The sequence below is a fragment of the Calothrix anomala FACHB-343 genome (assembly GCF_014696435.1).
Lineage (GTDB): Bacteria > Cyanobacteriota > Cyanobacteriia > Cyanobacteriales > Nostocaceae > Aulosira > Aulosira anomala_A.
Genome location: NZ_JACJQG010000040.1, coordinates 56,207 through 77,077, shown reverse-complemented (window position 1 = coordinate 77,077; position 20,871 = coordinate 56,207). Strand labels below are relative to the sequence as shown.

Genomic DNA, 20,871 nt, shown 5'->3' with positions numbered 1-20,871 from the left:
TACCATTACCAGTTTTGCCCTAATAGTTGCAAAACAAAGTCATAACGAGTATGATTTATTTATGGTCAACGAAGGGAATTAAAGAGAAAAACCCTGATGGTTAGAATCCAAGAAATTCCACTGAATCAGATTAAGCGGCCTTTACCCCGGACAAACGATCCGCAAAAAGTACAAGCCTTAATGGAATCGATTGGGGCGATTGGGCAACAGGAACCCATAGATGTCCTAGAAGTAGATGGACTGTATTATGGCTTTTCTGGTTGCCATCGCTATGAAGCTTGTCAACGTCTAGGCAAAGAAACAATCTTAGCTAGAGTTCGCAAAGCCCCCCGTAGCGTTCTCAAGATGCATCTAGCGTGAGAAATTGTCAATGATTCAGTGCAAAAAAACGCAACAATATACAACAGACAACTAAATTAAATAACCAATTAGGAGAAAATTATGCCATCCACACCAGAAACTGTAGCTTTGAATATCGGTATTGATGATGCTAGCAGAGCGAAAATTGCTGAAGGCTTATCTCGGTTATTAGCAGATACCTACACCTTATATCTTAAAACGCATAATTTCCATTGGAATGTGACCGGGCCGATGTTCCAAACCTTGCATTTGATGTTTGAGACCCAGTATACAGAATTAGCCTTAGCAGTGGATTTAATTGCAGAACGGATTAGAGCGCTAGGCTATCCCGCACCAGGAACCTACAGCGAATATGCTAAACTCAGTTCCATTCCCGAAACCCCAGGAGTACCCAAAGCCAAGGATATGATCCGCTTACTCGTGGAAGGACAAGAAGCTGTAGTCAGAACTGCACGTTCTATTTTTCCTGTGGTAGATGAAGTCAACGATGAACCCACTGCTGACTTGCTAACTCAACGGATGCAAGTACATGAAAAAACAGCTTGGATGTTGAGAAGTTTATTAGAGGAATAAGGGCATGGGGCATGGGGCATGGGGTAGAGGGGACAAGGAGGACAAGGAGGACAATGAATTCAAAATTCAAAATTCAAAATTCAAAATTAAGAATTTTTTTGCCCAATGCCCAATGCCCAATGCCCAATGCCCAATGCCCAATGACTATTGACTATTGACCAATGACAACCGACACTTTCACCCATTTGTTGCAAAATTTAATGCAGCAAGTGGGTATTTCCAGTTTTAAAGCGCTGAGTCGTGCTGCTGGTGTTTCTGAGCGGCAAATTTTGCGCTTGCGGCAGGGTAAAGTGGCGCAAATGCGCGTAGATATACTATTGAAGCTGTCGCAAGTTTTACAAATTAGCTTGGATGAATTAGTAGTAAAATTTTCTAAATTGGCTCCTGATGGTGTTTTAAATCAGGATAATCAGGAAAGAAAGCAGCATTCTGTACCAAGTAATACTGAGCAAGAATTATTACAAAAGATTTCTGAGTTAAAGAATGAATATGAGCGATCGCAGCTGGCGTTACAACAGCAGCGAGAGACGTTGCTCCAAGAGTTTCAACAGCAGAGTTTACAACATTTAGAATCATTGTTATTGCAATGGCCGACAGCAGCGCACAAAGCCGCAGAAAATCCCCAGCTAGCAGCGATTAAAATAGTACCTTTGGTGCAAAAGCCTTTAGACAAGCTTTTACAGCAGTGGGGAATAGAAGCGATCGCATCTGTGGGAGATGAATTACCTTACGATCCTCAATTTCATCAATCGATGGAGGGAAATCTCCAACCAGGTGAGAGGGTAAAGGTGCGCTATACAGGTTATCGCCAAGGAGACAGGCTACTTTATCGTGCTAAAGTGAGTCCTGTGTAAATCAAGTTCTATTAAAAGTGTGAAATAATTCCTGAAATTGGGGAAGTCTGATAATTAGAGGCTTTTTCTGGAATTAGTGCTGCTTATTTTGTTTATCTTCTATGGGAGTTGACAGATCATTCTTCTAAGTACGCCTATAGGAGGATGTGGCTAGAGCTAAAGGCAGATTTGATGATTGAGGAGTTAGCACAAAGTTTACTTTAACGTTACTAATTTTAGTCCTAACTGCTAGCTGAATCACTCCAGATTACTCTTTAGATGAAGGAAAACTTATAAATGAGTTAAGAATCGGTAATTATAGATTCAGATTTTATTGAGATCGATCGTTCATAATTTACAATACATCATTGAGTGTTAGTGATTTATGAACTTCTCTAGCTTGGGAGTTTATTAAATAAAATATGTGTGATATATAATACTAAAATTCAACGAAGTATAAGCTTTTTTAGAAAATCAGGATAGAAATCATGACACAATCAGAAGTACAAATTATTCATCTCAAAGGAATTATCAATTCAGCGACATCTCAAGATTTGCGTCAACGACTGAATGAATTAATCGAAAAAGGCGCAAAAATTGTGTTAGTTGATTTTCAAGATGTAACTTTTATGGATAGTTCTGGTTTGGGAGCTTTAGTGTTAGCTTTCAAAACCTTGAGAGCCGCAAATAGACAACTCGTACTTTGCTCTGTTAACGAACAAGTAAGAATTTTATTTGAATTAACTAGTATGGATAAAGTATTTGACATATTTGCCAGTCAAGATGAATTTCATCAAGCTGTACTTTCCAGAACTTAATTAATCAAATTGAATTTCAATAATTGATAAATCATCTTCAAAAGTCTCTTGAGAATGCAAAGCCATTAAGTAATTCAAGACTTGTTCTAGATGAGGTTCAATGTTATGTCTTAAGCTACTAAGTAGCTGAATAAATCCATCTAAACTCCAAAGTTTGCCATCTGTTTTGGTGATTTCATAAGCACCATCACTAAAAATATACAGAGTGCTACCTGTTTTAATTTCGCACAAATTATCAATATATTGTGCTTCAGGAAACATGCCAATTGGCATACCTGGAGTTCTCAAAAGTTCAACATTAACATGATTTGATTGTTCGCCAGATAATAAGATTGCTGGTGGATGTCCGGCGCTAGCATAAATTAGTTGACGCTTAACTTTATTATATACGCCATACCAAATCGTAAAGTATTTGTCATTTTGATAACTAATTTGAAAAGTATCATTTAATGCTTTTAACACATGGCTTGGCTGGTAGTAATTTAAATTAGCAATGGAGTGCGATCGCAAAAAATTTAACACAGAAATAGAAGGGAGAGTTGCTTTTAGTCCATGTCCTGCGGTATCTAGTAGGTAAATTACTAAACAATCATTATCTAGCCAGTAAAAATCAAAACAATCGCCACCAAGTTGGCGTGAGGGAAGAAAGCAGTAATTGATGCGCAGAGGTTCGGTAATGGGAAGTGGTAAAAGCGATCGCACATAGTCTGCGGCTTCGGCTAATTCTGCTTCTAGAAGTTGCTTTTGGGTTTGTAAATCCCGGCTCAAGATATGTAACCGCAACCCGGCTCTAACTCTGGCTTGTAATTCGTTTTGTTCAATGGGTTTAGAGATAAAATCATCAGCACCAGCATCTAAACCCCTGACGCGATCGGCAACGGAATCTAAAGAAGTTAATACAATAAAAAATATTGTCGATAATTTGGGATCTGTTTTAATTTTTTGACAGACTTCCAAACCATCTAAACCAGGCATAATCCAATCACAAATAATCAGCGCAGGATTAAAAGCAAGTACTTTTTTAATACCTTCTTCCCCATTAGTCGCAGTTATTACTTGATAACCCTGTTTTTCTAAAATGCGTTTTAAGAGGATTAAAATTGAATTATCATCGTCAATTACGAGAATTTTAAACATAAAATTAATATCTATATAAATGGTTCATTTGTGTTAAAAATATGTGATTTATTACGTAAAATTAACCTAAAATTTAACCGCAGATGACACATATCAATAAGACTTTCATAGGATTTGTGCGTAAGTCATAAGGTAATAAAAATTGTCTCACTAAGTAAGTCGGTATAAATAAAGCAAACTATACTCCAAAACGTAAATAGACTTGAAACCCTGTAAGGGCGGGTTCACAAATATCCTCAAATATGCATGATTATCTCGCATAAACCCGCCCCTACTGACTAATGACAGCCTTTGCCAGTATTTTTATTACGCCGACTTAATTGATGACTAATGGGTTAGTAAGTTTGCGCCAGCAATCCTACTAACCCATTTCTGATGTCTAGACTTAATTTCTCTGTCATAGTCAGAGATGAATTATGGTGGTGAAAGCGGATTCAGCCACAAGAGCATAGCATTTTTTAGTTGGTTTAAGTCACGGTATGCTTCTTGTTTAAACCATTGTCCTAAAGCATCAAAAGGCGTAAAAGATGCTCCTGTTTGCCATTTGATATCTTGTCCTAAGGGTGTAGTATGGGTTCCTGGTAGAGTTTGTACTGTCACCATTTCTGGAAAGCGTTCTTGTAAAATTTGGCTTAAAGCTTTTGATTGGTCAAGGGTATCATTGCTAAATTTAATTAATAAATTGCGCCGGATATTGTAGCTTTCTTTTACTAGCTTGTTAGTTTCCAGGGGTGTGGGGGTAAACTCAATTGCTAAAGCTGAGTTTAACTGCTCTACTAAGGGGATAGCATCTTTAGCGGCGTAGTTGTTAAAAGAAATGAGAATATTACCTGCACGTTCTACATTAAAGACACTACCAGTTAGCAGGTGAAGTTTACAACCCATGCTATGTCCAATTCCATAGATGGGAAGGTAGGCTTTGCGTAATGCTGAAGAATCTTGGAGACGTTCGAGAGTGCGCTCAAAATTCAGCAGTACAGATTTAGCGATCGCGATATGATCTAGGGTATTAACAAAAGGTGTCGCAATAATTACATATCCTTTAGCGGCTAGTTGTTCTAGTAACCAACGGTAAGTAAGATGGGGTGCAGTTGCGACAAAAGCACCTCCTAAAAAATGGATGATACCAATAGGATTTCGGGGAATCAGCACCCAGTTACCTCGAATTTCTTTCCATTCCATGCGGATAAGCGATCGCTCAATTAATATATCTTTATGTTAAAGCAGCGATCGCAGTACGAGAAGATTTCACCTAAAAGTTGTTGACTGTTGACTGTTGACTGTTGACTGTTGACTGTTGACTGTTGACTGTTGATTAGGAATTATTCTATTTGGTTTGCTCAATCCGCTCTACAGCTTGTACAGCGCCATTTATATAAAAAGGTACAGATGAATTTTTGACTGACTTTGCTTGCTTTAAAATAAAATCAACAGTCTGTTCGATATGTAATAGCTGGCTATCAAATTGCATATTCTCAATGTTGTGTATGCAATAACTTTTGCAAGCTCTTTTGTCTTGGCGATCGTATAATCTCTCTAAGGCTAAGGCGACTAAAGGTACACCGACAGCAGCACATTCATAAACTGTGTTATAACCTCCACCACCAACAACAACATCAGCTGCGGCGAAACATTCAATTCCTGGATGATGGGATATCCAAAGATTTTCTGGACATTCTTGGGGACAATTAGCCGCTAAAATTCTGACTGCGCAATCGGGGAAGTTTTTTTGTAGGTGTAGAGCTAATTTACCAAATAAAGCTAACTCTGATGTTTTCCCAGAAGCGCAAACAACAATAGTTTTGACAGATTTATCTACTTTTAGAATATGCGATCGCGTCGTTATTTTATCTGGTAATTCCCAAGAGTTACGAATTAACCAAGGTTCTGTATGTTCGACTATAGGTAAATCGCAAAATGCTAAATCTTTACCTTCACCAGGGACAATAACTTTATCAAAGTTTTCAATGACAAAATTTCGTAAGTTTTTAGCTGCTACATAGCGCGAGTTAATATCCCGATGAATCAAAATTCGGGGTATATGATTCAACTGGGGTAATATATCTACTAACTCACCGCCTAATCCTCTAGGGAATGTATCTATAATCAAGCGATCGTAGGCGGTATTATAAAGTATTTCTCTGACGCGCAAACAAGTCTGAGAAGCACCTATGTTATCAGGAATTAGATAGATAAAACAGCCTTCATCATCTATTTGCTTTGCATAGGGACTATTAGTAATAATTTTGACATTTATGCGATTCGCCGCTATTCGTCCCAATGATAAAGCACGATTTAGATGTCCCCAACCACCACCCAAAGCGTAAATCAGCCAAGTCTCCGCCAAGATTAAGTTACCTTGCTCTCACTAAAAATTAAAATATAAAATTATTGACCTTGCAGAAATGTAAAATGAATAAAATTCACCTTGTCAACCAGCAATATCAATTTTTATACCAAGTCACAACTAGCAGTATCTGATATACCTTTGAATAGTTAATTCAGGTATGTTATGTATGCCGCTCGCTAACTTGACTTTAAGTCATAAAATTTCGACTTCAAATTATAGTCGATGACTTTTTAATTGAGTAGATGCAATAACTAAAACCAGATAAATACAGATAAATACATATAAAATCAGATAAATAGCTATTTACAGACAAATTCTAGCTTATAGAAAGATATAGAACAATAATCAACAACTATTGACTATTGACCATTGACCATTGACAAATTTCAACTTGCTCCCATATCGCTTTCAAAATCAGCATCTTGCTCTGTTTCTAAACTTACAGCATCCGCTTCTGTAAAGTCTACATCACCAGTTTCCGGATCGTAGGAATAGCGAGCCTCCTGCGGAGGAGCTTCGCTAACGCGCTCTTGATAATAATCTCTACCCCAACCGGAGCGATAATTACCATATTCGGAATAATAGGCGTAGTCATCTGAGTAAGTTTGGTTACAATCAGGACAGCCTGTCCTATCAGTACGACCACAGCGACGCTTAAATAGAAAGCCTACCATGCGATCGCACTCCCAAACTGGCGGAGTAAAGCCGATCGCGATTTCACAAGCACCAACAGTAATGCGATCGCCATTTTTTAGAATACCACCAGTCACCTGTACGCCATTAATTTTGATGCCATTGGTGGTATTTTGGTCAGTAATTACTAATTCTTGGTTTTGCCAATCAATTAAAGCATGGTAATCTGCTATTAAGTCATCTTTAATAACTATTCTCGAAACTCTTTGTTCATTGATTTGTTGTGGCATTTCTGAAAATGTTCTGCCAATAGCTACTGGAGTTTCTAATAATGGTTCTCGTTGTTCTTCGCTATTGGGATCTAGCCAACTTAACTGAATTTGCAAAGTTTATTTACCTCCTGTTAAATTGACAGCATAAGCCAAACCAGCTTGCTGTTCGCGGGTGAGAACATCAAAGCCAAAGCAGGTAAATGCAATTGGTGATAATTGAGATTTGGTGGAAAAAATTGTTTTTGATGGTGCTTTGATTAACGAAGTTTTATCATTTTTAACTTTTACTTGATAAACTAAATTTTTGTTAGGTGTGACTATCTCAAACCCGTTATTCCGCGACTGAATCAGATAAATTTCTTTCTTCGCTCCATCTTCTAACTTATATTCGCTATCATTCTGCTTTCTCAGAATATATAAATCTTGTTTTTGATTAGCATCTTTCAGCTTCCAAGCACTTTGTTCGCTGACTACATAACCTAATACTTTTTCGGATGCATTTTTAATTTTGATTTTTCCGGCTTTATCAGCTTTAATTCTGGCTAATTCTTGATTTTTACCATCAACTAATTTCGCACCGTCTGCTTCTGGCTTCATCGTAAATAATTCTGTACCACCCTCAGTCTTAAATTTAATTTTCTCCTGAGTTGCAGCTACATTAGTAGCCACTGGAGGAGTTTGGGAATTATTAACATTACTATTATTACTATTACTATTACTCGCTACTTCATTACCAGACTTAGCACTACCACAGCTAACAATAGTAGTGACTAATAATAATGCTAAAAAACTTTTCAAAATTTTAATTTTCATGATTTATCTTTTTTAGAAAGGACTTTCGCTAAATTTAATACTTGATAAAGACTGAGAAACATCATTGTAATTGTTTCATATATTTCTTGGCTTTTATCCGCTACTTGTGGAGCCATCCTGACACTTAAATGTACAGATTTATCTGTCAGCTTGATATTCCGCAGACGAGATAAGTAAGGTAGCTTTACTGCATTACTAATTTCATTTTGCAAAATTTTAATTGCTCCATAACGGCGTTCGGGATACTTTAAACTAAGAACTATATCTAACCCTATATCAGTACTTTTCGTTTTATATTTGCTCTTACCACTGCTACCACGTTTCCAACCATATTGAGTTTTTGTAGCTTCAGTTGCAGTTAACAAAAACCGAGTTTTATCTAAAAACTGTCCTGTTAATTTCAACCATTCATTTTGATATTTATCTATTTTCCAGTCGCGCTTAGTGGGATGAGGTATAGTTTCTGCTATATTTTCTTTAATTCTCGTCTTTTTAAAAGATAATTGGATTTCTAATTCGCTAGCTTTATCCATATCTCGCGCTAGCATTTCCACAAGTCGCTGCGTAACTTCATAGCGAGAATTAATAATATTTAACTTCCGCAACTTGAATTTTTTAAACAATTCGTAGATGATTGCCAATATTAAACCGATAATTCCTAAAAACAGCGCCAATATTAATAAAGATACGGCTGGAAACTGAGCCATTAATAAAAATAATATAAACCCTAAAACAACGCAGGCAATTATTCCGTAAAAATAATGTAGCGCTCGTTTAGCATATTTACTCTGCTGTAGTTCTGCTAATTGATCTATACCTGCTATTTCTTGCAAATCAGCAACAATTGTACTAATATCTGCTTTTGCCGTATAAATTTGGCTTTGTTTAAACTTAATAAATTCAATCGACATTTTATCAAAACTCCATTCATTAAATTTAAAATAGTTTTATTAACTTTATTGACAATATATATATAAATTTTTACTTTTTTAACGTTGTCCTTTGGATGTCATCAAAAAAAGTAATTTATGTAAACAAATATAATTACTATATATTAGCAATATATACAATGTGGCTGTTAGTATATCAAACAGAGAATTAAGTGTCAACGGAATTTATATACATTAATGAATAGACAAAAAATTGCTTATATTGCTTTTGATACAGTTCCCGCGCCTAAAGGTGCAGCTATTCATATACAAGCTTTTTCTATTGCTTTAGCCACCGCTTTTGAAGATATTCATTTAATCACAGTTTCTCCTACAGCAACAGGTATAGATGCTCAAGAAATTTATCCACAAGTTAGACAAACTACATTTCCAGCAATCGGAGACACTTTAATTCACAGAGTTTTATATTTTCGATATTTACTTCTAAATTGGTTGCAAGAAAAGCAATTTGAATCTATACATATACGTTCAATTTACGAAGGATTTCCCATTGCTAAGAATAAACAAAAATATTGCGATCGCCTAATTTTTGAAGTTAACGGTTTACCTTCAATCGAGTTAAAATATCGCTATCCTGCCGTAGCTGAAGATAGAGAATTATTGCATAAATTGTACTCTCAAGAGCAAATTTGTTTAGAAGCTGCCGATTTAATTATCACCCCTAGCAATATCACCAGCGAATATCTACAAAATCGTGGCATTTCTCTAGATAAAATCCGTGTAATTCCCAACGGTGTAGATTTAAATGTCTTTACCAATAACCAAAGACAAATGACAAATGACAAACTAGAAATTATCTACTTTGGTACACTTTCACCTTGGCAAGGTGTAAATCTAGCCGTTGAAGCATTAGCCTTAATTAACCGAGAATTTACCGCTAATTTAAAAGTTATTGGACAAGCTAGAGAATATCAAATTAAAGTATTAAAACAGCTAGCATTAAAACTGGGAGTAGCAGATAAATTAACTATTTTAGAACCAATTTCTCAAACTCAATTAGTGACACATATTCACACCAGTGATGTAATTTTCGCTCCTTTAATGCCAAGCGATCGCAATTTAGTTCAAGGTTGTTGTCCTTTAAAGATTTTAGAAGGGATGGCTACAGGGATACCTGTAATTGCTAGCGATTTACCAGTGGTGAGGGAATTAGGAGAAGACGGAGTACATTTTTTATTAGTTAAGCCAGGTTCCGCCAAATCTCTTAAAGATGCCGTGTTACGCTGGCAAAATGAGCCTGAATTAGGACAAAAACTAGCGATAAACGCCCGTCAGCGAATAGAAGATAATTATACTTGGCAACATGCTGGCGCAGCTTTAATTCATGCTTATACAGAATTGGGAATTAAACGGGCGATTAAAGTTTGAAGCTGTAACTTTTCCTGAGCTAGAGAATATTCAGTTAAAATGCGATCGCGTGCAGCTTGGCTAATTTGATTTTTCTGTTCATCTGTTAACGTCAAATATTCCAACACCGCCTCACCTAGCTTGTGCAACTGCGAACGAGGTAGCAAAAATCCATCTTTACCATGTGTAATCACCTCCGGAATCCCACCCGCATCACTGGCGATACAACCACAACCACAAGCCATTGCTTCTAATAAAGCATTTGGCATACCCTCCCACAATGAAGGCTGGAGATAAACATCACACAGGCGTAAATATTCAGCCACCGCCTCCGAATTTGGTAAATGCCCTGTAATAATGATTCTCTGGGCATTTTCTGGTTGATTAGTTTTATATAATTGCAGCACAGACTCTTGAGAAGGGCGTACCTCACCAATAATTAACAAACAAGCAGGATGTACTTGTCGAACTGTGGTTAAAGCATTCAACAAAAACTGCTGCCCTTTTTTCTCCCGTAATTCCCCACAAAATCCCAAAATCACCTCATCTGGAGTAATTCCCAAAGACTCCCTAGTAATTCCTTCCCCCCTCCTCGCTTGCGGGGAGGGGCTGGGGGTGGGGTTGTTCTGTGGTGAAAATATTTCCGTATCAACCGCATTTTTCAATACCAATACATCATCCCGCCCACTCAATAGCTGAATCTTACGAGACATATCAGCACTTACCGCCGTAATCACCTTGGCATGTTGCAGCGTCCATTGTAAACGGGCAAAATCTCCCGGTGGAAACATTTCGCGGTCAATATCATTACCACGGGCGCTAACTGTACTGGGTAATCCCACCAGTGCGGCAAACCAAGTAGCCAAAAAACCACTGGGAAACAAATAATGTCCCCATACAGCATCATAACGAGAGGCAGAATGTAACCATTCCAAAACATTTAATGTATGAGGCATCGTCATATCCCAATGACGATATAATCCGATACGATAAACACGAATCTTTGCTTCTTTATTTTCCGGTGGTAAAACCTCACCCGGTTGTAAATAACGACTCCAAGTCACAACATCAACCTCTATACCCAGTTGTGACAGCGTCCCTACCAACCTCGTTGCACTCCTAGCCAAACCACCCAAATCTGGCGCAAATCTTTCTGTAATGAAAAGTAGGCGTGTCATGACTGTCCTTTAGCTCATTTCCGCCTTGTAATTATCTCTTGCACAATGGGAGTAAAGGAGTAAAGTTTAATTTTGCTTTGCGATCGCACTTCTCAAAACTATCTACATGCGATCGCATTCCTTATTATTCTTACAAAAGCGATCGCTTTGGGACTTTGGATATTGAGTATCTTTGTTAAATAACAACTTCGTCTTCTTTTATCAACACATCTTGTTTTTCTTTTATGTTGTCCCAATCAATAACAGCTACCCACAAATTTTCTGTTGTTGAAAATTGAACAATTCCATCTACTTCTAAATCTTCGCTATAAAGCGTTATTTCTTGACCATTTTGCAACCAAATTTTCTGATGAGCTAAGTCCTCAATCGTACCAGTACAATTAAGGCGTAAGCGACCTTGAACATCAGCGTTATGGAAATCTACAAACACTTTTGGCTTTTCCATATTTTGAGAACTCCTAATTTGACTTGGCTGGGTTACCAATTGTGGGTGTCAACAAATTACTAATCTGCTCAGGTTTTAAGCCTATTAATGTAGCATGATGGGGACTTCTACCAGATGTCCGAATAACATCACCCCCTTGTTGACGAATTTCGCCTACGGTTGTCACGCCAATTTGGCCATGAGGAATTTTTGCACATAGTTCCTTTAGAGATAATCCTACTGCACTTTCTACGGAGATTCCAGTTACACCACTGGGGTGTGTTCCAATTGATCGTTCAATATCTTCTGGACGATTACGTCCTCCTCTAACAACTAAAGCTTCATCTGGTATTGTTTCTAGGCTCACAAGCTAATGACATTTCTTTTATCAACAACAGCATAATATCGGTATTGAATAATATTTTAAGTAAAAAAATATTTACATCAATGCGATCGCATTACTCAAAACTACCAAAATGCGATCGCACTCCCCGCATCAATCAGAAGGGAATGAGGGAACAAGGAGGATAAGACAGACAAATACCCAATGCCCCATGCCCAATGCCCCATGCCCCATAACAAAAAAGAGGCCTCACTCGACCTCTTCGCAACTCCCTACAATAATCTTCGTTATATAGATGGTAATTACAGCAACCCAGTGTTAGTACCTTGCTTACCAGTTGCCAATTCAACTTTCACGATTTTGCCACCCATTTTCATGATGCGTTGCTGTTCGCGGAACCAGTTCTCGAAGGGTACTAACTTGGTGAAGTAGGTATTTTGTAGTTCGCGTTGGGTGCGAATTCGGGTTTGACTGGGTACACAAGCAGTAACTTTAAACAACCGGGCCATCTTAGATTCTCCTGTAGTAATTGTGAAAACTTTTTTATTTCAAAAAAGGGGAGCGTTTTTTAAGACAAATTCTTTAAATTAATCACTGCAAAGGCTGGAAATCAAGCATCAATACTAGACCACTAACACTCATCATAATTGATTATTTCAACCAAGGTAAGCGATAAACGCTCTAGCACTCACGATTGATTTCCAGACCTCAATTAAGCCGCACCTAAAATATTAAGTGCCAACTAACTCTTAGCTTAAGCCAGAGGAGATGTAGTCTAGGTAAACACCCATTTCTTTACCAGCATCAGAACCTACCAAGCTAGCGGTTACTTCTTTGATAGCTTGGATAGCTTGTACGGTAGAGCTAACGGGAACGCCCAAGGAGTTGTAGGTTTCTTTCAAACCGTTGAGTACGCGCTCATCGAGGATGGAAGGATCGCCAGCTAGCATAGCGTAGGTAGCGTAGCGGAGGTAGTAATCCAAGTCGCGGATACAAGCAGCGTAGCGACGGGTGGTGTACATGTTACCGCCGGGACGGGTAACGTCAGAGTACAACAAAGATTTAGCTACAGCTTCTTTAACGATCGCAGCAGCGTTAGCGCTGATGGTGCTAGCAGCACGTACGCGAAGTTCGCCACTTGCAAAGTAGTTTTTGAGTTTGTCTAAAGCAGAAGCGTCTAGATATTTACCTTGAACGTCTGCAGAGTTAATGACAGAGGTAATTGCGTCTTGAGCCATGTTGTTAATTCCTTTTTTCCAACCGTATTACAATACTTCGGTTTTAGCAGCGAAACCGCTTTAACCTAGGAGAGGGCACCAACTACGTAGTCGAAGTAAGAACCAGCTTCAGCTGCATCATCAGCAGACAGTAATGCAGAAGCGCCGCTCTTTAAACCACGGATACCTTCAGTAATACCTTCGATAGGAGTACCTAAGGACTTGTACATTTCACGAGCGCCGATTACACCGATTTCTTCGATGGGGGTTACGTCGCCAGAAACGATTCCGTAGGTAACTAGACGCAAGTAGTAGTCTAAGTCGCGTAAGCAGGTAGCTGTCAATTCTTGACCGTAAGCGTTTCCACCAGGAGATACTACGTCAGGACGCTTTTGGAAAACTTGTTCGCCAGCTTGCTTAACTAGACGCTCGCGGTTTTCAGTTAAGATTTGTGCAATCCGCAGACGACGCTCACCGCCGCTAACAAAGGTCTTGATCCGATCTAACTCACCAGGGCTGAGGTAGCGGGCTTCTGCATCAGCATTCACGATGGACTTCGTGACGATACTCATTAATGGATTCCTCCAATCTACGAATTAAACCAGAATTTTAATTAAAACTGGTGCGACTTTAAATTTTGGATAACGGTAGCTTTTTTCTAGTTAATTCTTCAGAACAAACACTTGACAAAAATGTCATCTGTGTTGTTAGAAGAACTGCTTGTAGTCAATATCTACTACGCAAGCGGCGAAAATTTAGTTACCTTCCGCAAAACATTCTCCGGCATTCTGTTGAGCATTTATGACTGCTCTTAACATTTTGTAATATTCTTTTTCAGATTTAGCGAAAGGTTAAGAGTCTGAAAGGAATGTTACGAAAGGTTACGGCTTTACCGTCAATAGTCACGACTAAACAGTGCTGAATGATTGCTGAGTTATCAGTATTCAGCACTGAATCGGGTCAAGAGTCCAACATCTTGAACTCTTGACCTGTGACTATTAAAGATTAAGAGTTAACTGCGCTCAACGATTAAAAGCGTGCGTAAGGCACTACATCTTCACCGAAGAAGCGAGCATACTCTGCACTATTGACAATGGCTTCAACAGCAGCTCTCAAACCACGGCTAGCTAACAGCTTGTTGTACTCGCTGATTTCGCCTGGAGTTTCTGGTGCGCGTCCCAACAGGTGACGGCAGAGGAACTCAATTACTTTAGCACTGGGGTAAGGAGTGTAGAAGCGATCGCAATAGATATCAGAACTAGCTAGTTCGCACACAAACTCCCGCACGGAGATTTCGCCAGCTTGCAGTTTGCTCTCTAATGCAGTTAAGCGGTAATTAGCAGGGATTTCATTGCTAAATACATCCAATACCTGAGAGTAAATAGCATTGATTACCGATTGCGCTTCCGCTTGGTTTGCACCTTGGCTCAAACGATAAATGCGTGCAGGCTTGGAACGGTTGCTAGCTACAGTAACTTCACCAAATTGTCCTTGAACGCTGCTGGAAGAACGACCCAAATCAGCATAAGAACTGCCATTAGATGATGAACCAGCCAAAGCTAGGCGTGGTTGTACAGGCTTAAAGCTAGGTACTACCAAATCATCATTTTGCTTAGTCAGCTGGTTGTACAGCTTTTCAGTATTCGGGAAGTTAGCCGCAGGTAGAGTTGGGAAGCGACGGTAAGGTACTGTATCTTCACCAAATACTTCGCCATACTCTGCACTATTTACCAAAGCACCAATAAAGGCGCGAATCCCTTGAGTAGCCAAAATTTGGTTATACTTGCGGATTTCTGCCTGATTTAAAGGTGCGCGGCCTAAGAAGTGCTTAGTTCCTAATTCAATTACCTTGGTGTTGGGGTAAGGAGTGTAGAACTCTTTGATGTACAGGTTAGAGTAACCTAAACCTTCAATGAATTCTTTAACAGTAATTTCCCCGTTGCTGAGTTTGCTTTCTAAAGCTGAAAATTCGTTTTTCGCAATGTAAGGTGCAACATCCCGTTCAAAAATCTGACGGTAAGCAGCACTAATCAACGTCTGCACAGCAGCTTTATCGTTGATATTTGCCACTTGCTTGAAGATTTTGGTTTGTTCCCGTTGCTTGCTAACACCTTGGTTAATGCGGAATTGAATATCTGGTTCTGTCCGGTTATCCTTAACTGTACCCAAGGTGACAAACAGTGGTGTTTCTTGCTTCTGGACTTTACCACCTACATCTTCACGGATACTGCCAACGCGCAGTTTTCTAGATGCAACACCAGCCGGAGTCAGGTAGCGTTCGTAAGGTACTGTATCCTCACCAAATGCTTCACTGTATTCTACGCTGTTGATAATCGTATCTACTACAGCATAAAAGCCTTGTTTCGCCGCGATGTCAAAATATTTGTTAATTTCTTGACGACCGTAGGTAGGACGACCTAACAAGCGACGGTGAATGTATTCAATCGCTTTACAAACATACAGCGAAGTCCAGTAGGTTTTGCGGAATACATCCGACTTAGCCAAAGCACGGATAAATTCCCGGACAGAAATTTGTCCGTTTTCTAGCTTAATTTCTTGGACTGTTAAGCGCTGACCTTCGTAAACATCACGACCGAAAACTTGCAGGTATGCAGCTTTGATTACCTTTTGGGTAGAGCTTTCGGAGAACTTAATGCTTGCACCTTTGGCAGCTTTTTTACCAATTGTGCCTGGCAGTTGATCCAACCGGAAGACTTTAGGCCCTAAGCTACCAGGAAACTCACCTCTAGCTCCAGGATTGCTAACTTGGCTATTAATTCCCGGCCCTTGGTTAATTAATATCCGCTTGGTATCCTTGCCAAAAGGCGCAGGACTGGTACTGGGATTGCGGGTTTCTTTCGGGAAAATCGCGCCAAATTGGATTTCTAATGGGTCGTTACCAGAACCGTAAGGATGCTGATCTGGTAATGGGCGATCGTAAGCAGCGAATGTTGTAATAAACTGAGGTACTTTGCGGAAAGGCGCACTGTAGTTAAACAGGTCTTGTTGCGGCCCCCAGTTACGACATTCTTGTGCTTCTTGACCCAAACCACGCAGGTAAGGTACTGTCTCTTCACCAAAGTAGTCGCTATATTCTTGTGAATCCACCAAAGCATCTACTAAAGCAGGTAGACCACCATTAGAAATAATCGAGAAGTATTTTTGTACTTCTTCACGACTACTTGGCCCCCGTCCCAAAATGTGACGGAAAGCCAATTCGATTACACGGCTGTTAATAAAAGGCTGGTAAAACTGTTTTTGGTAAAGGGGAGATTTGGTAAGCCGACGGACAAACTCTTTCATCGAGATGTCGCCGTTCTTCACCTTAGATTCTATGTCAGAGATAGACAAGCTATAAGCACGGGTGATGTCGCGCTCAAAGATTTGCCGATAAGCAGCTTTCACTACCTCATTCTTTTCACTGGCTGATAACCCAGGCTTCATCACAAACTTGGGACGCCGTTCTGCCGCTTCAAAGTAGATTTGTGGCAGTTGTAACCCTTGCTGGTCATTAGAAGGACGTTGACGCACTTTATTGGAAGGTGTTGCGGCTTTAAATTCTGTCAGCAACACATCCATGTACTGAGATACAATCTCAGTCGCCTTAGCATCTTGACGGAAAAATGAGAGTGATGCTGCTTTGATTTCTTGTAAAGCCACAATTGTTGCTTCACCAGAACAAGCATTTTCAATAATTTCCCGCAAACCCCTGGTATTCACCACAATGATACTGGGGTCGCCTGCCACGATCGCGTATGTAGCATAGCGCAAGAACCAGGATAAGTCCCGCAAGCTCTTGGCCATATTGCTAGGGCCATAACGAGCCACGTTAATCGGTCTAAAACCTGGAGGGGTTGGGCCGCTAGGAGAACTGTTAAAGATAGAGCGTAAATTTTCAAAAAATCCACCCCGACTTTCCACATAGGTAACAGTACCTAGTTTCATGCCTTCTTGAACATTCCCACTAGCAGCACCAGCCATAGCCAATTCTGCTTCTCTTGGTTTCTCTAAAAAAGACATTGGCGAGCCACCAACAAAAATTCTGTTGGCTGCCCGAGATACAATAATCTCGGAATTTTCCGTGAGCGTCTGGGCAATCTCTAAACGCTTTGCACCAGATGCAAAATAGCTTGCCAGTTCATTTAGTTCACCAGTCCCCAAAAAGCGGTCTTGCTGTTCCGCTTGGGAAATTGTTGCTACTGCTAGGGTTTGATATAGTTGCGGACGCGCAACCGAGCTTCCACCACTTGCCTTAACACTCATCGGATTTTTAAAACTCCCATCATAATCATTTATGTGTTAAGTCTGGGTCGCTTTGAGGCTTGACACATCGGTGTAGTCATGCCTTAAGAGTACCGCCTTCAAAACTGCCAGTAAATTAACCCAGTCAGCTTTTAGATTAGAACGTTTTGCGGCTTCCCTGTTGATTTATTAAGAAGTATGTAGAATCTGACGTATCCAGACGCTAAGTTCCAGAGCTAATACTCTTGCTTCCCTGAGATTTAGACTAAGTTTTGTATCTATTCTTGATCAAAACCTACACAAATATTTTCGCAGTCAATGGTCATTAGTCAATGGTCATTAGTCATTTGTCATTGGTTATTTGCTTTCTTGGCTACTCAATGGATTTAGCGATCCTTTCTTATACGCAAGTTATAATGTTTTTATTGACACATAAATTAAAGTTTAAATACTATGTTCAAGAGTCACATCTTTTATTTAAAGCTTTCTCTGGCTGTATCTACTTTGGCTGTAAGTCTTTCCCTGGCTCCTGCTCATGCTTTACCAGGACAAAATATTCGTACTGTCGTCAATTGGGTCAAAACTAAAGCCATGTTACCAGCGCTCAAATATAACAGCGAATCGCATGGTTATGATGGCACCAAAGGTAAATTGTATTTTTATGCTGATGTTACTTCTCAGAATGGGACAGTAACTAAAGAGGGAATCACAATCAGTGGTGACTCCAGCCTGAAATTTACGCAGAAAAATAGTAAAGCAGTAAAATTAATTCAAAATATTTATAATTCCAGCATTGCTAACGATTATCAAAAGTCTCGTAATGTAATTAAGGTTGGTCGAGACCTCTTCTCTCGCGGTCAAAAATATGCATATATCACTGCTGAAGTGCAAGGTGGTTCGGCATTTCAGATAATTTCCTTGAGCAGTCTTCAAGATGCAATCAATAATGCTAAATATTGCCAAACCAATCAATGCGATATTTAGCACTATTACTTGATTTGTGAATTTATTTGTAGAGGTAGGCAACAGCTAAGACGGAAATAATTTGAGTAGTTAAGTGGCAAACTACATCTGGTAAACTCAATTTTGCCGCCAAAATTACTTGTTATGTCCGACGCCCAAACTGTTAGTGCTGCTGTTGCTCAACTTTACAACACTTACCCCTTTCCTCCAGAACCACTGCTAGATGAACCACCTCCAGGTTATAACTGGCGCTGGAATTGGCTCGCTGCTTACAATTTTTGTACTGGTCAAAAACCGCAAAAGCAAGACATCCGCATTTTAGATGCTGGTTGCGGTACTGGGGTGGGTACAGAATATTTAGTTCACCTCAATCCCCAAGCTTCCGTTGTTGGTATCGATTTGAGTGCTGGTGCTTTAGCTGTAGCCAAAGAGCGTTGTCAGCGTTCTAAAGCCGATCGCGTTGAGTTTCATCACCTCAGCTTGTTTGATGTGGAACAGCTACCAGGTGAGTTTGATTTAATTAATTGCGTGGGTGTTTTACATCATACTTCTGACCCAATTGGCGGTATTCAAGCCTTAGCGAAGAAGCTAGCGCCAGGCGGCTTAATGCACATTTTTGTCTATGGTGAGTTGGGACGCTGGGAAATTCAACTCATGCAAAAAGCGATCGCTCTCCTTCAAGGTGACAAACGCGGCGATTATCGCGATGGCGTACAAGTCGGACGGCAATTATTCTCTTCTTTACCAGAAAACAACCGAATTGTCAAGCGCGAAAAAGAGCGCTGGTCACTGGAAAATCATCGGGATGAAAACTTTGCTGATATGTACGTTCATCCCCAAGAGATTGATTACAATATTGAGACTCTGTTTGAATTAATTGATGCTTCTGGTTTAGAGTTTATTGGCTTCTCTAATCCTGGTTTTTGGCAATTGGAAAGACTGTTAGCGAAAGCACCAGAGTTAATTGAAAGAGCAAATCAGTTGAGCGATGCCTCCGGCGGGCTACGCCAACGCCAAATTTACCGTTTAATTGAATTACTCGATCCAGAAGTTACCCATTACGAATTTTTTCTTGGGCGTCCCCCAATTACCAAAGCCGATTGGTCAGATGATAACACCCTATTACAAGCGATTCCCGAATTGAATCCTTGTATAGAGGGTTTTCCCAGTCAATGTATTTTTAACTACGATTACCAAATAGTTAATCTATCGTTAGCAGAATTGGAATTCCTACAACGCTGTAATGGTAATTATACAGTGGCAGCAATATTAGCTGATGTGCAGATAAATTTGGATGATGTCAGAAAATTGGTGAAACAGCAGTTGATTTTGTTAACACCAGCTTGATTTCGCTGCTAAAAATACTGTATTTTTCTTACGCTCCGGTCGTTTGCAACGTTCCGGATTTTTTTTGCTCACAAAATATATATTGATGCAAACTTTAATAAAAATTACTTTCATATAAAGATTTCCTAAAAGCTACTCTTTTTGCATCAGTACCCAAAATTCATAAGATACATTAGTTACAACCTCGCATCAGAGGTTGTACTTAAATAATCGTACTGTAGTCATTCAGAGAATTTGCGGATGAAATTAACTAAACATGTGAGTGTTGCTGCTGCAAGCCTAGCCTTAACTGTTGCGGCTGTGAATGCTAAACCTGCTGAAGCAGCGAGCATCAAGTTCCTGGGACAGGAAGCGGGTAACCTTAATAAATACAATTACGGTGTATTTGCTGACTCACCTAATGAAAAGCTGGGAGGCTTGAGTAGTCTGACATTGTCTCAATTATCCGGTGTAACTGAAGTAAATGCACCACCAGCCTTTGCTGTCGTACAAAATACAATAGATACGGTCTTTTTGTTAATTGGTAGTTCCCAGACTGCATCAGCAAATAAGGAATTTACAAACTTGAGATTTTCTGTACTCAGTTCATTTACCAAACCTGGGCCAGTACGTTTCGCAGTCGTTAACAGCATTAATGCGAGTGGGATAGTCAATGGCGATACCACTGGGCCTGTAAACGTTCCCGAACCCATGACAGTTGGCGGCTCCTTGCTAGCTGTAGGCTTTGCTGCATGGATGAAGCGGAAAAAAGCAGAATTAGCAGCCAAAGCCTAATTCATCAACCATAACCACTGTTAACTAGTTAGTTAAACGGGGTGCAAAAACCATTGTGACTATAAACAAAAACCTTATGCCCCAGAGATTGCCTGTGCTTCTCTTGGGGCATTCATATTGTTTTGTTTTGAATCTGGTAGTATAGCTGTATCGCCTACCTCTGAATTAACAACCTCAAAACTTAGATTTCTCTTGCTAGTTAGCCCCTCATGGGAAAAACCCACAACCACAACATGAAAATCGCTCTTCCCTAGTCCCTAGCCCCTAGCCTCTAACCCCTAATTTCAAGACAGGCGA

General features: G+C 39.6%; 20 protein-coding genes and 1 pseudogene. 8 read left to right on the top strand and 13 right to left on the bottom strand.

From position 1 onward, the window contains the following. Positions 1–96: 96 nt before the first annotated feature. The 4 genes from H6G08_RS21920 to H6G08_RS21905 all read left to right on the top strand — a co-directional run bounded on the left by H6G08_RS21920 (position 97) and on the right by H6G08_RS21905 (position 2,584). Positions 97–360, top strand: a complete 264-nt coding sequence (locus H6G08_RS21920; protein ID WP_190546728.1) for a ParB N-terminal domain-containing protein — start codon at positions 97–99, stop codon at positions 358–360. An 81-nt stretch (positions 361–441) separates the two neighbouring features. Further along, positions 442–933, top strand: coding sequence for a Dps family protein (locus H6G08_RS21915; RefSeq protein ID WP_096644070.1), 492 nt, complete (start codon positions 442–444; stop codon positions 931–933). Positions 934–1,094: 161 nt separating this feature from the next. Beyond that, positions 1,095–1,787 (top strand): nucleotide exchange factor GrpE, encoded by a 693-nt coding sequence (gene grpE / locus H6G08_RS21910; protein ID WP_190546726.1) that lies wholly within the window; start codon positions 1,095–1,097, stop codon positions 1,785–1,787. Between the two features lie 464 nt (positions 1,788–2,251). Beyond that, positions 2,252–2,584 carry an STAS domain-containing protein gene (locus H6G08_RS21905; RefSeq protein ID WP_313942384.1) on the top strand — a complete coding sequence of 111 codons (333 nt, stop codon included), beginning with the start codon at positions 2,252–2,254 and terminating at the stop codon, positions 2,582–2,584. Here the strand turns inward: H6G08_RS21905 and H6G08_RS21900 are convergent, their stop codons facing one another. The 6 genes from H6G08_RS21900 to H6G08_RS21875 all read right to left on the bottom strand — a co-directional run bounded on the left by H6G08_RS21900 (position 2,585) and on the right by H6G08_RS21875 (position 8,700). Beyond that, positions 2,585–3,721, bottom strand: a complete 1,137-nt coding sequence (locus tag H6G08_RS21900) for a PP2C family protein-serine/threonine phosphatase (RefSeq protein ID WP_190546722.1) — start codon at positions 3,719–3,721, stop codon at positions 2,585–2,587. A 414-nt stretch (positions 3,722–4,135) separates the two neighbouring features. Then, positions 4,136–4,903 carry a DUF1350 family protein gene (locus tag H6G08_RS21895; RefSeq protein ID WP_190546721.1) on the bottom strand — a complete coding sequence of 256 codons (768 nt, stop codon included), beginning with the start codon at positions 4,901–4,903 and terminating at the stop codon, positions 4,136–4,138. Positions 4,904–5,048: 145 nt separating this feature from the next. Continuing rightward, on the bottom strand, positions 5,049–6,068 hold the full coding sequence (locus H6G08_RS21890) for a UDP-N-acetylglucosamine--LPS N-acetylglucosamine transferase (protein ID WP_190546720.1): 1,020 nt from the start codon (positions 6,066–6,068) through the stop codon (positions 5,049–5,051). A 389-nt stretch (positions 6,069–6,457) separates the two neighbouring features. Next, positions 6,458–7,090 (bottom strand): FHA domain-containing protein, encoded by a 633-nt coding sequence (locus H6G08_RS21885; protein WP_190546718.1) that lies wholly within the window; start codon positions 7,088–7,090, stop codon positions 6,458–6,460. Between the two features lie 3 nt (positions 7,091–7,093). Beyond that, positions 7,094–7,789, bottom strand: a complete 696-nt coding sequence (locus H6G08_RS21880; RefSeq protein WP_190546716.1) for a hypothetical protein — start codon at positions 7,787–7,789, stop codon at positions 7,094–7,096. After that, the gene (locus H6G08_RS21875) at positions 7,786–8,700 is read right to left on the bottom strand and encodes a hypothetical protein (RefSeq protein ID WP_190546714.1); all 915 of its coding nucleotides are present in this window, start codon (positions 8,698–8,700) and stop codon (positions 7,786–7,788) included. The genes H6G08_RS21880 and H6G08_RS21875 overlap by 4 nt, the downstream gene beginning before the upstream one ends. Positions 8,701–8,916: 216 nt before the next feature. Between H6G08_RS21875 and H6G08_RS21870 the strand changes: the two genes are divergently transcribed. After that, the gene (locus H6G08_RS21870; RefSeq protein WP_190546712.1) at positions 8,917–10,107 is read left to right on the top strand and encodes a glycosyltransferase family 4 protein; all 1,191 of its coding nucleotides are present in this window, start codon (positions 8,917–8,919) and stop codon (positions 10,105–10,107) included. Here the strand turns inward: H6G08_RS21870 and H6G08_RS21865 are convergent. From H6G08_RS21865 to H6G08_RS21835, 7 genes and pseudogenes are all read right to left on the bottom strand, one after another. Then, complete coding sequence (locus tag H6G08_RS21865) at positions 10,068–11,264, bottom strand: glycosyltransferase family 4 protein (protein WP_190546710.1); 1,197 nt, start codon at positions 11,262–11,264, stop codon at positions 10,068–10,070. The two genes, H6G08_RS21870 and H6G08_RS21865, sit on opposite strands and share 40 nt — an antisense overlap. A gap of 175 nt (positions 11,265–11,439) precedes the next feature. Then, the gene (locus H6G08_RS21860) at positions 11,440–11,709 is read right to left on the bottom strand and encodes a hypothetical protein (protein WP_190546707.1); all 270 of its coding nucleotides are present in this window, start codon (positions 11,707–11,709) and stop codon (positions 11,440–11,442) included. 13 nt (positions 11,710–11,722) lie between these two features. After that, positions 11,723–12,055 carry a flavoredoxin gene (locus H6G08_RS21855; RefSeq protein WP_190546705.1) on the bottom strand — a complete coding sequence of 111 codons (333 nt, stop codon included), beginning with the start codon at positions 12,053–12,055 and terminating at the stop codon, positions 11,723–11,725. Between the two features lie 278 nt (positions 12,056–12,333). Beyond that, on the bottom strand, positions 12,334–12,540 hold the full coding sequence (locus H6G08_RS21850) for a phycobilisome linker polypeptide (RefSeq protein ID WP_045870451.1): 207 nt from the start codon (positions 12,538–12,540) through the stop codon (positions 12,334–12,336). Positions 12,541–12,780: 240 nt separating this feature from the next. After that, the gene (gene apcB / locus H6G08_RS21845; RefSeq protein ID WP_190546703.1) at positions 12,781–13,269 is read right to left on the bottom strand and encodes an allophycocyanin subunit beta; all 489 of its coding nucleotides are present in this window, start codon (positions 13,267–13,269) and stop codon (positions 12,781–12,783) included. 65 nt (positions 13,270–13,334) lie between these two features. Continuing rightward, a complete protein-coding gene (apcA, locus tag H6G08_RS21840) occupies positions 13,335–13,820 on the bottom strand; it encodes an allophycocyanin subunit alpha (protein ID WP_190546701.1) in 486 nt (161 codons plus the stop codon). A 460-nt stretch (positions 13,821–14,280) separates the two neighbouring features. Beyond that, positions 14,281–17,511: pseudogene (locus tag H6G08_RS21835) on the bottom strand (phycobilisome rod-core linker polypeptide); the annotation flags it as partial. Between the two features lie 432 nt (positions 17,512–17,943). Here H6G08_RS21835 and H6G08_RS21830 point away from each other — a divergent pair. The 3 genes from H6G08_RS21830 to H6G08_RS21820 all read left to right on the top strand — a co-directional run bounded on the left by H6G08_RS21830 (position 17,944) and on the right by H6G08_RS21820 (position 20,574). After that, entirely contained in the window at positions 17,944–18,474 is a 531-nt protein-coding gene (locus H6G08_RS21830; protein WP_190546697.1) for a hypothetical protein, read from the top strand. A gap of 123 nt (positions 18,475–18,597) precedes the next feature. Then, entirely contained in the window at positions 18,598–19,800 is a 1,203-nt protein-coding gene (locus H6G08_RS21825) for a class I SAM-dependent methyltransferase (protein WP_190546695.1), read from the top strand. Between the two features lie 240 nt (positions 19,801–20,040). Beyond that, positions 20,041–20,574, top strand: a complete 534-nt coding sequence (locus tag H6G08_RS21820; protein WP_190546693.1) for a PEP-CTERM sorting domain-containing protein — start codon at positions 20,041–20,043, stop codon at positions 20,572–20,574. Positions 20,575–20,871 lie beyond the last annotated feature (297 nt).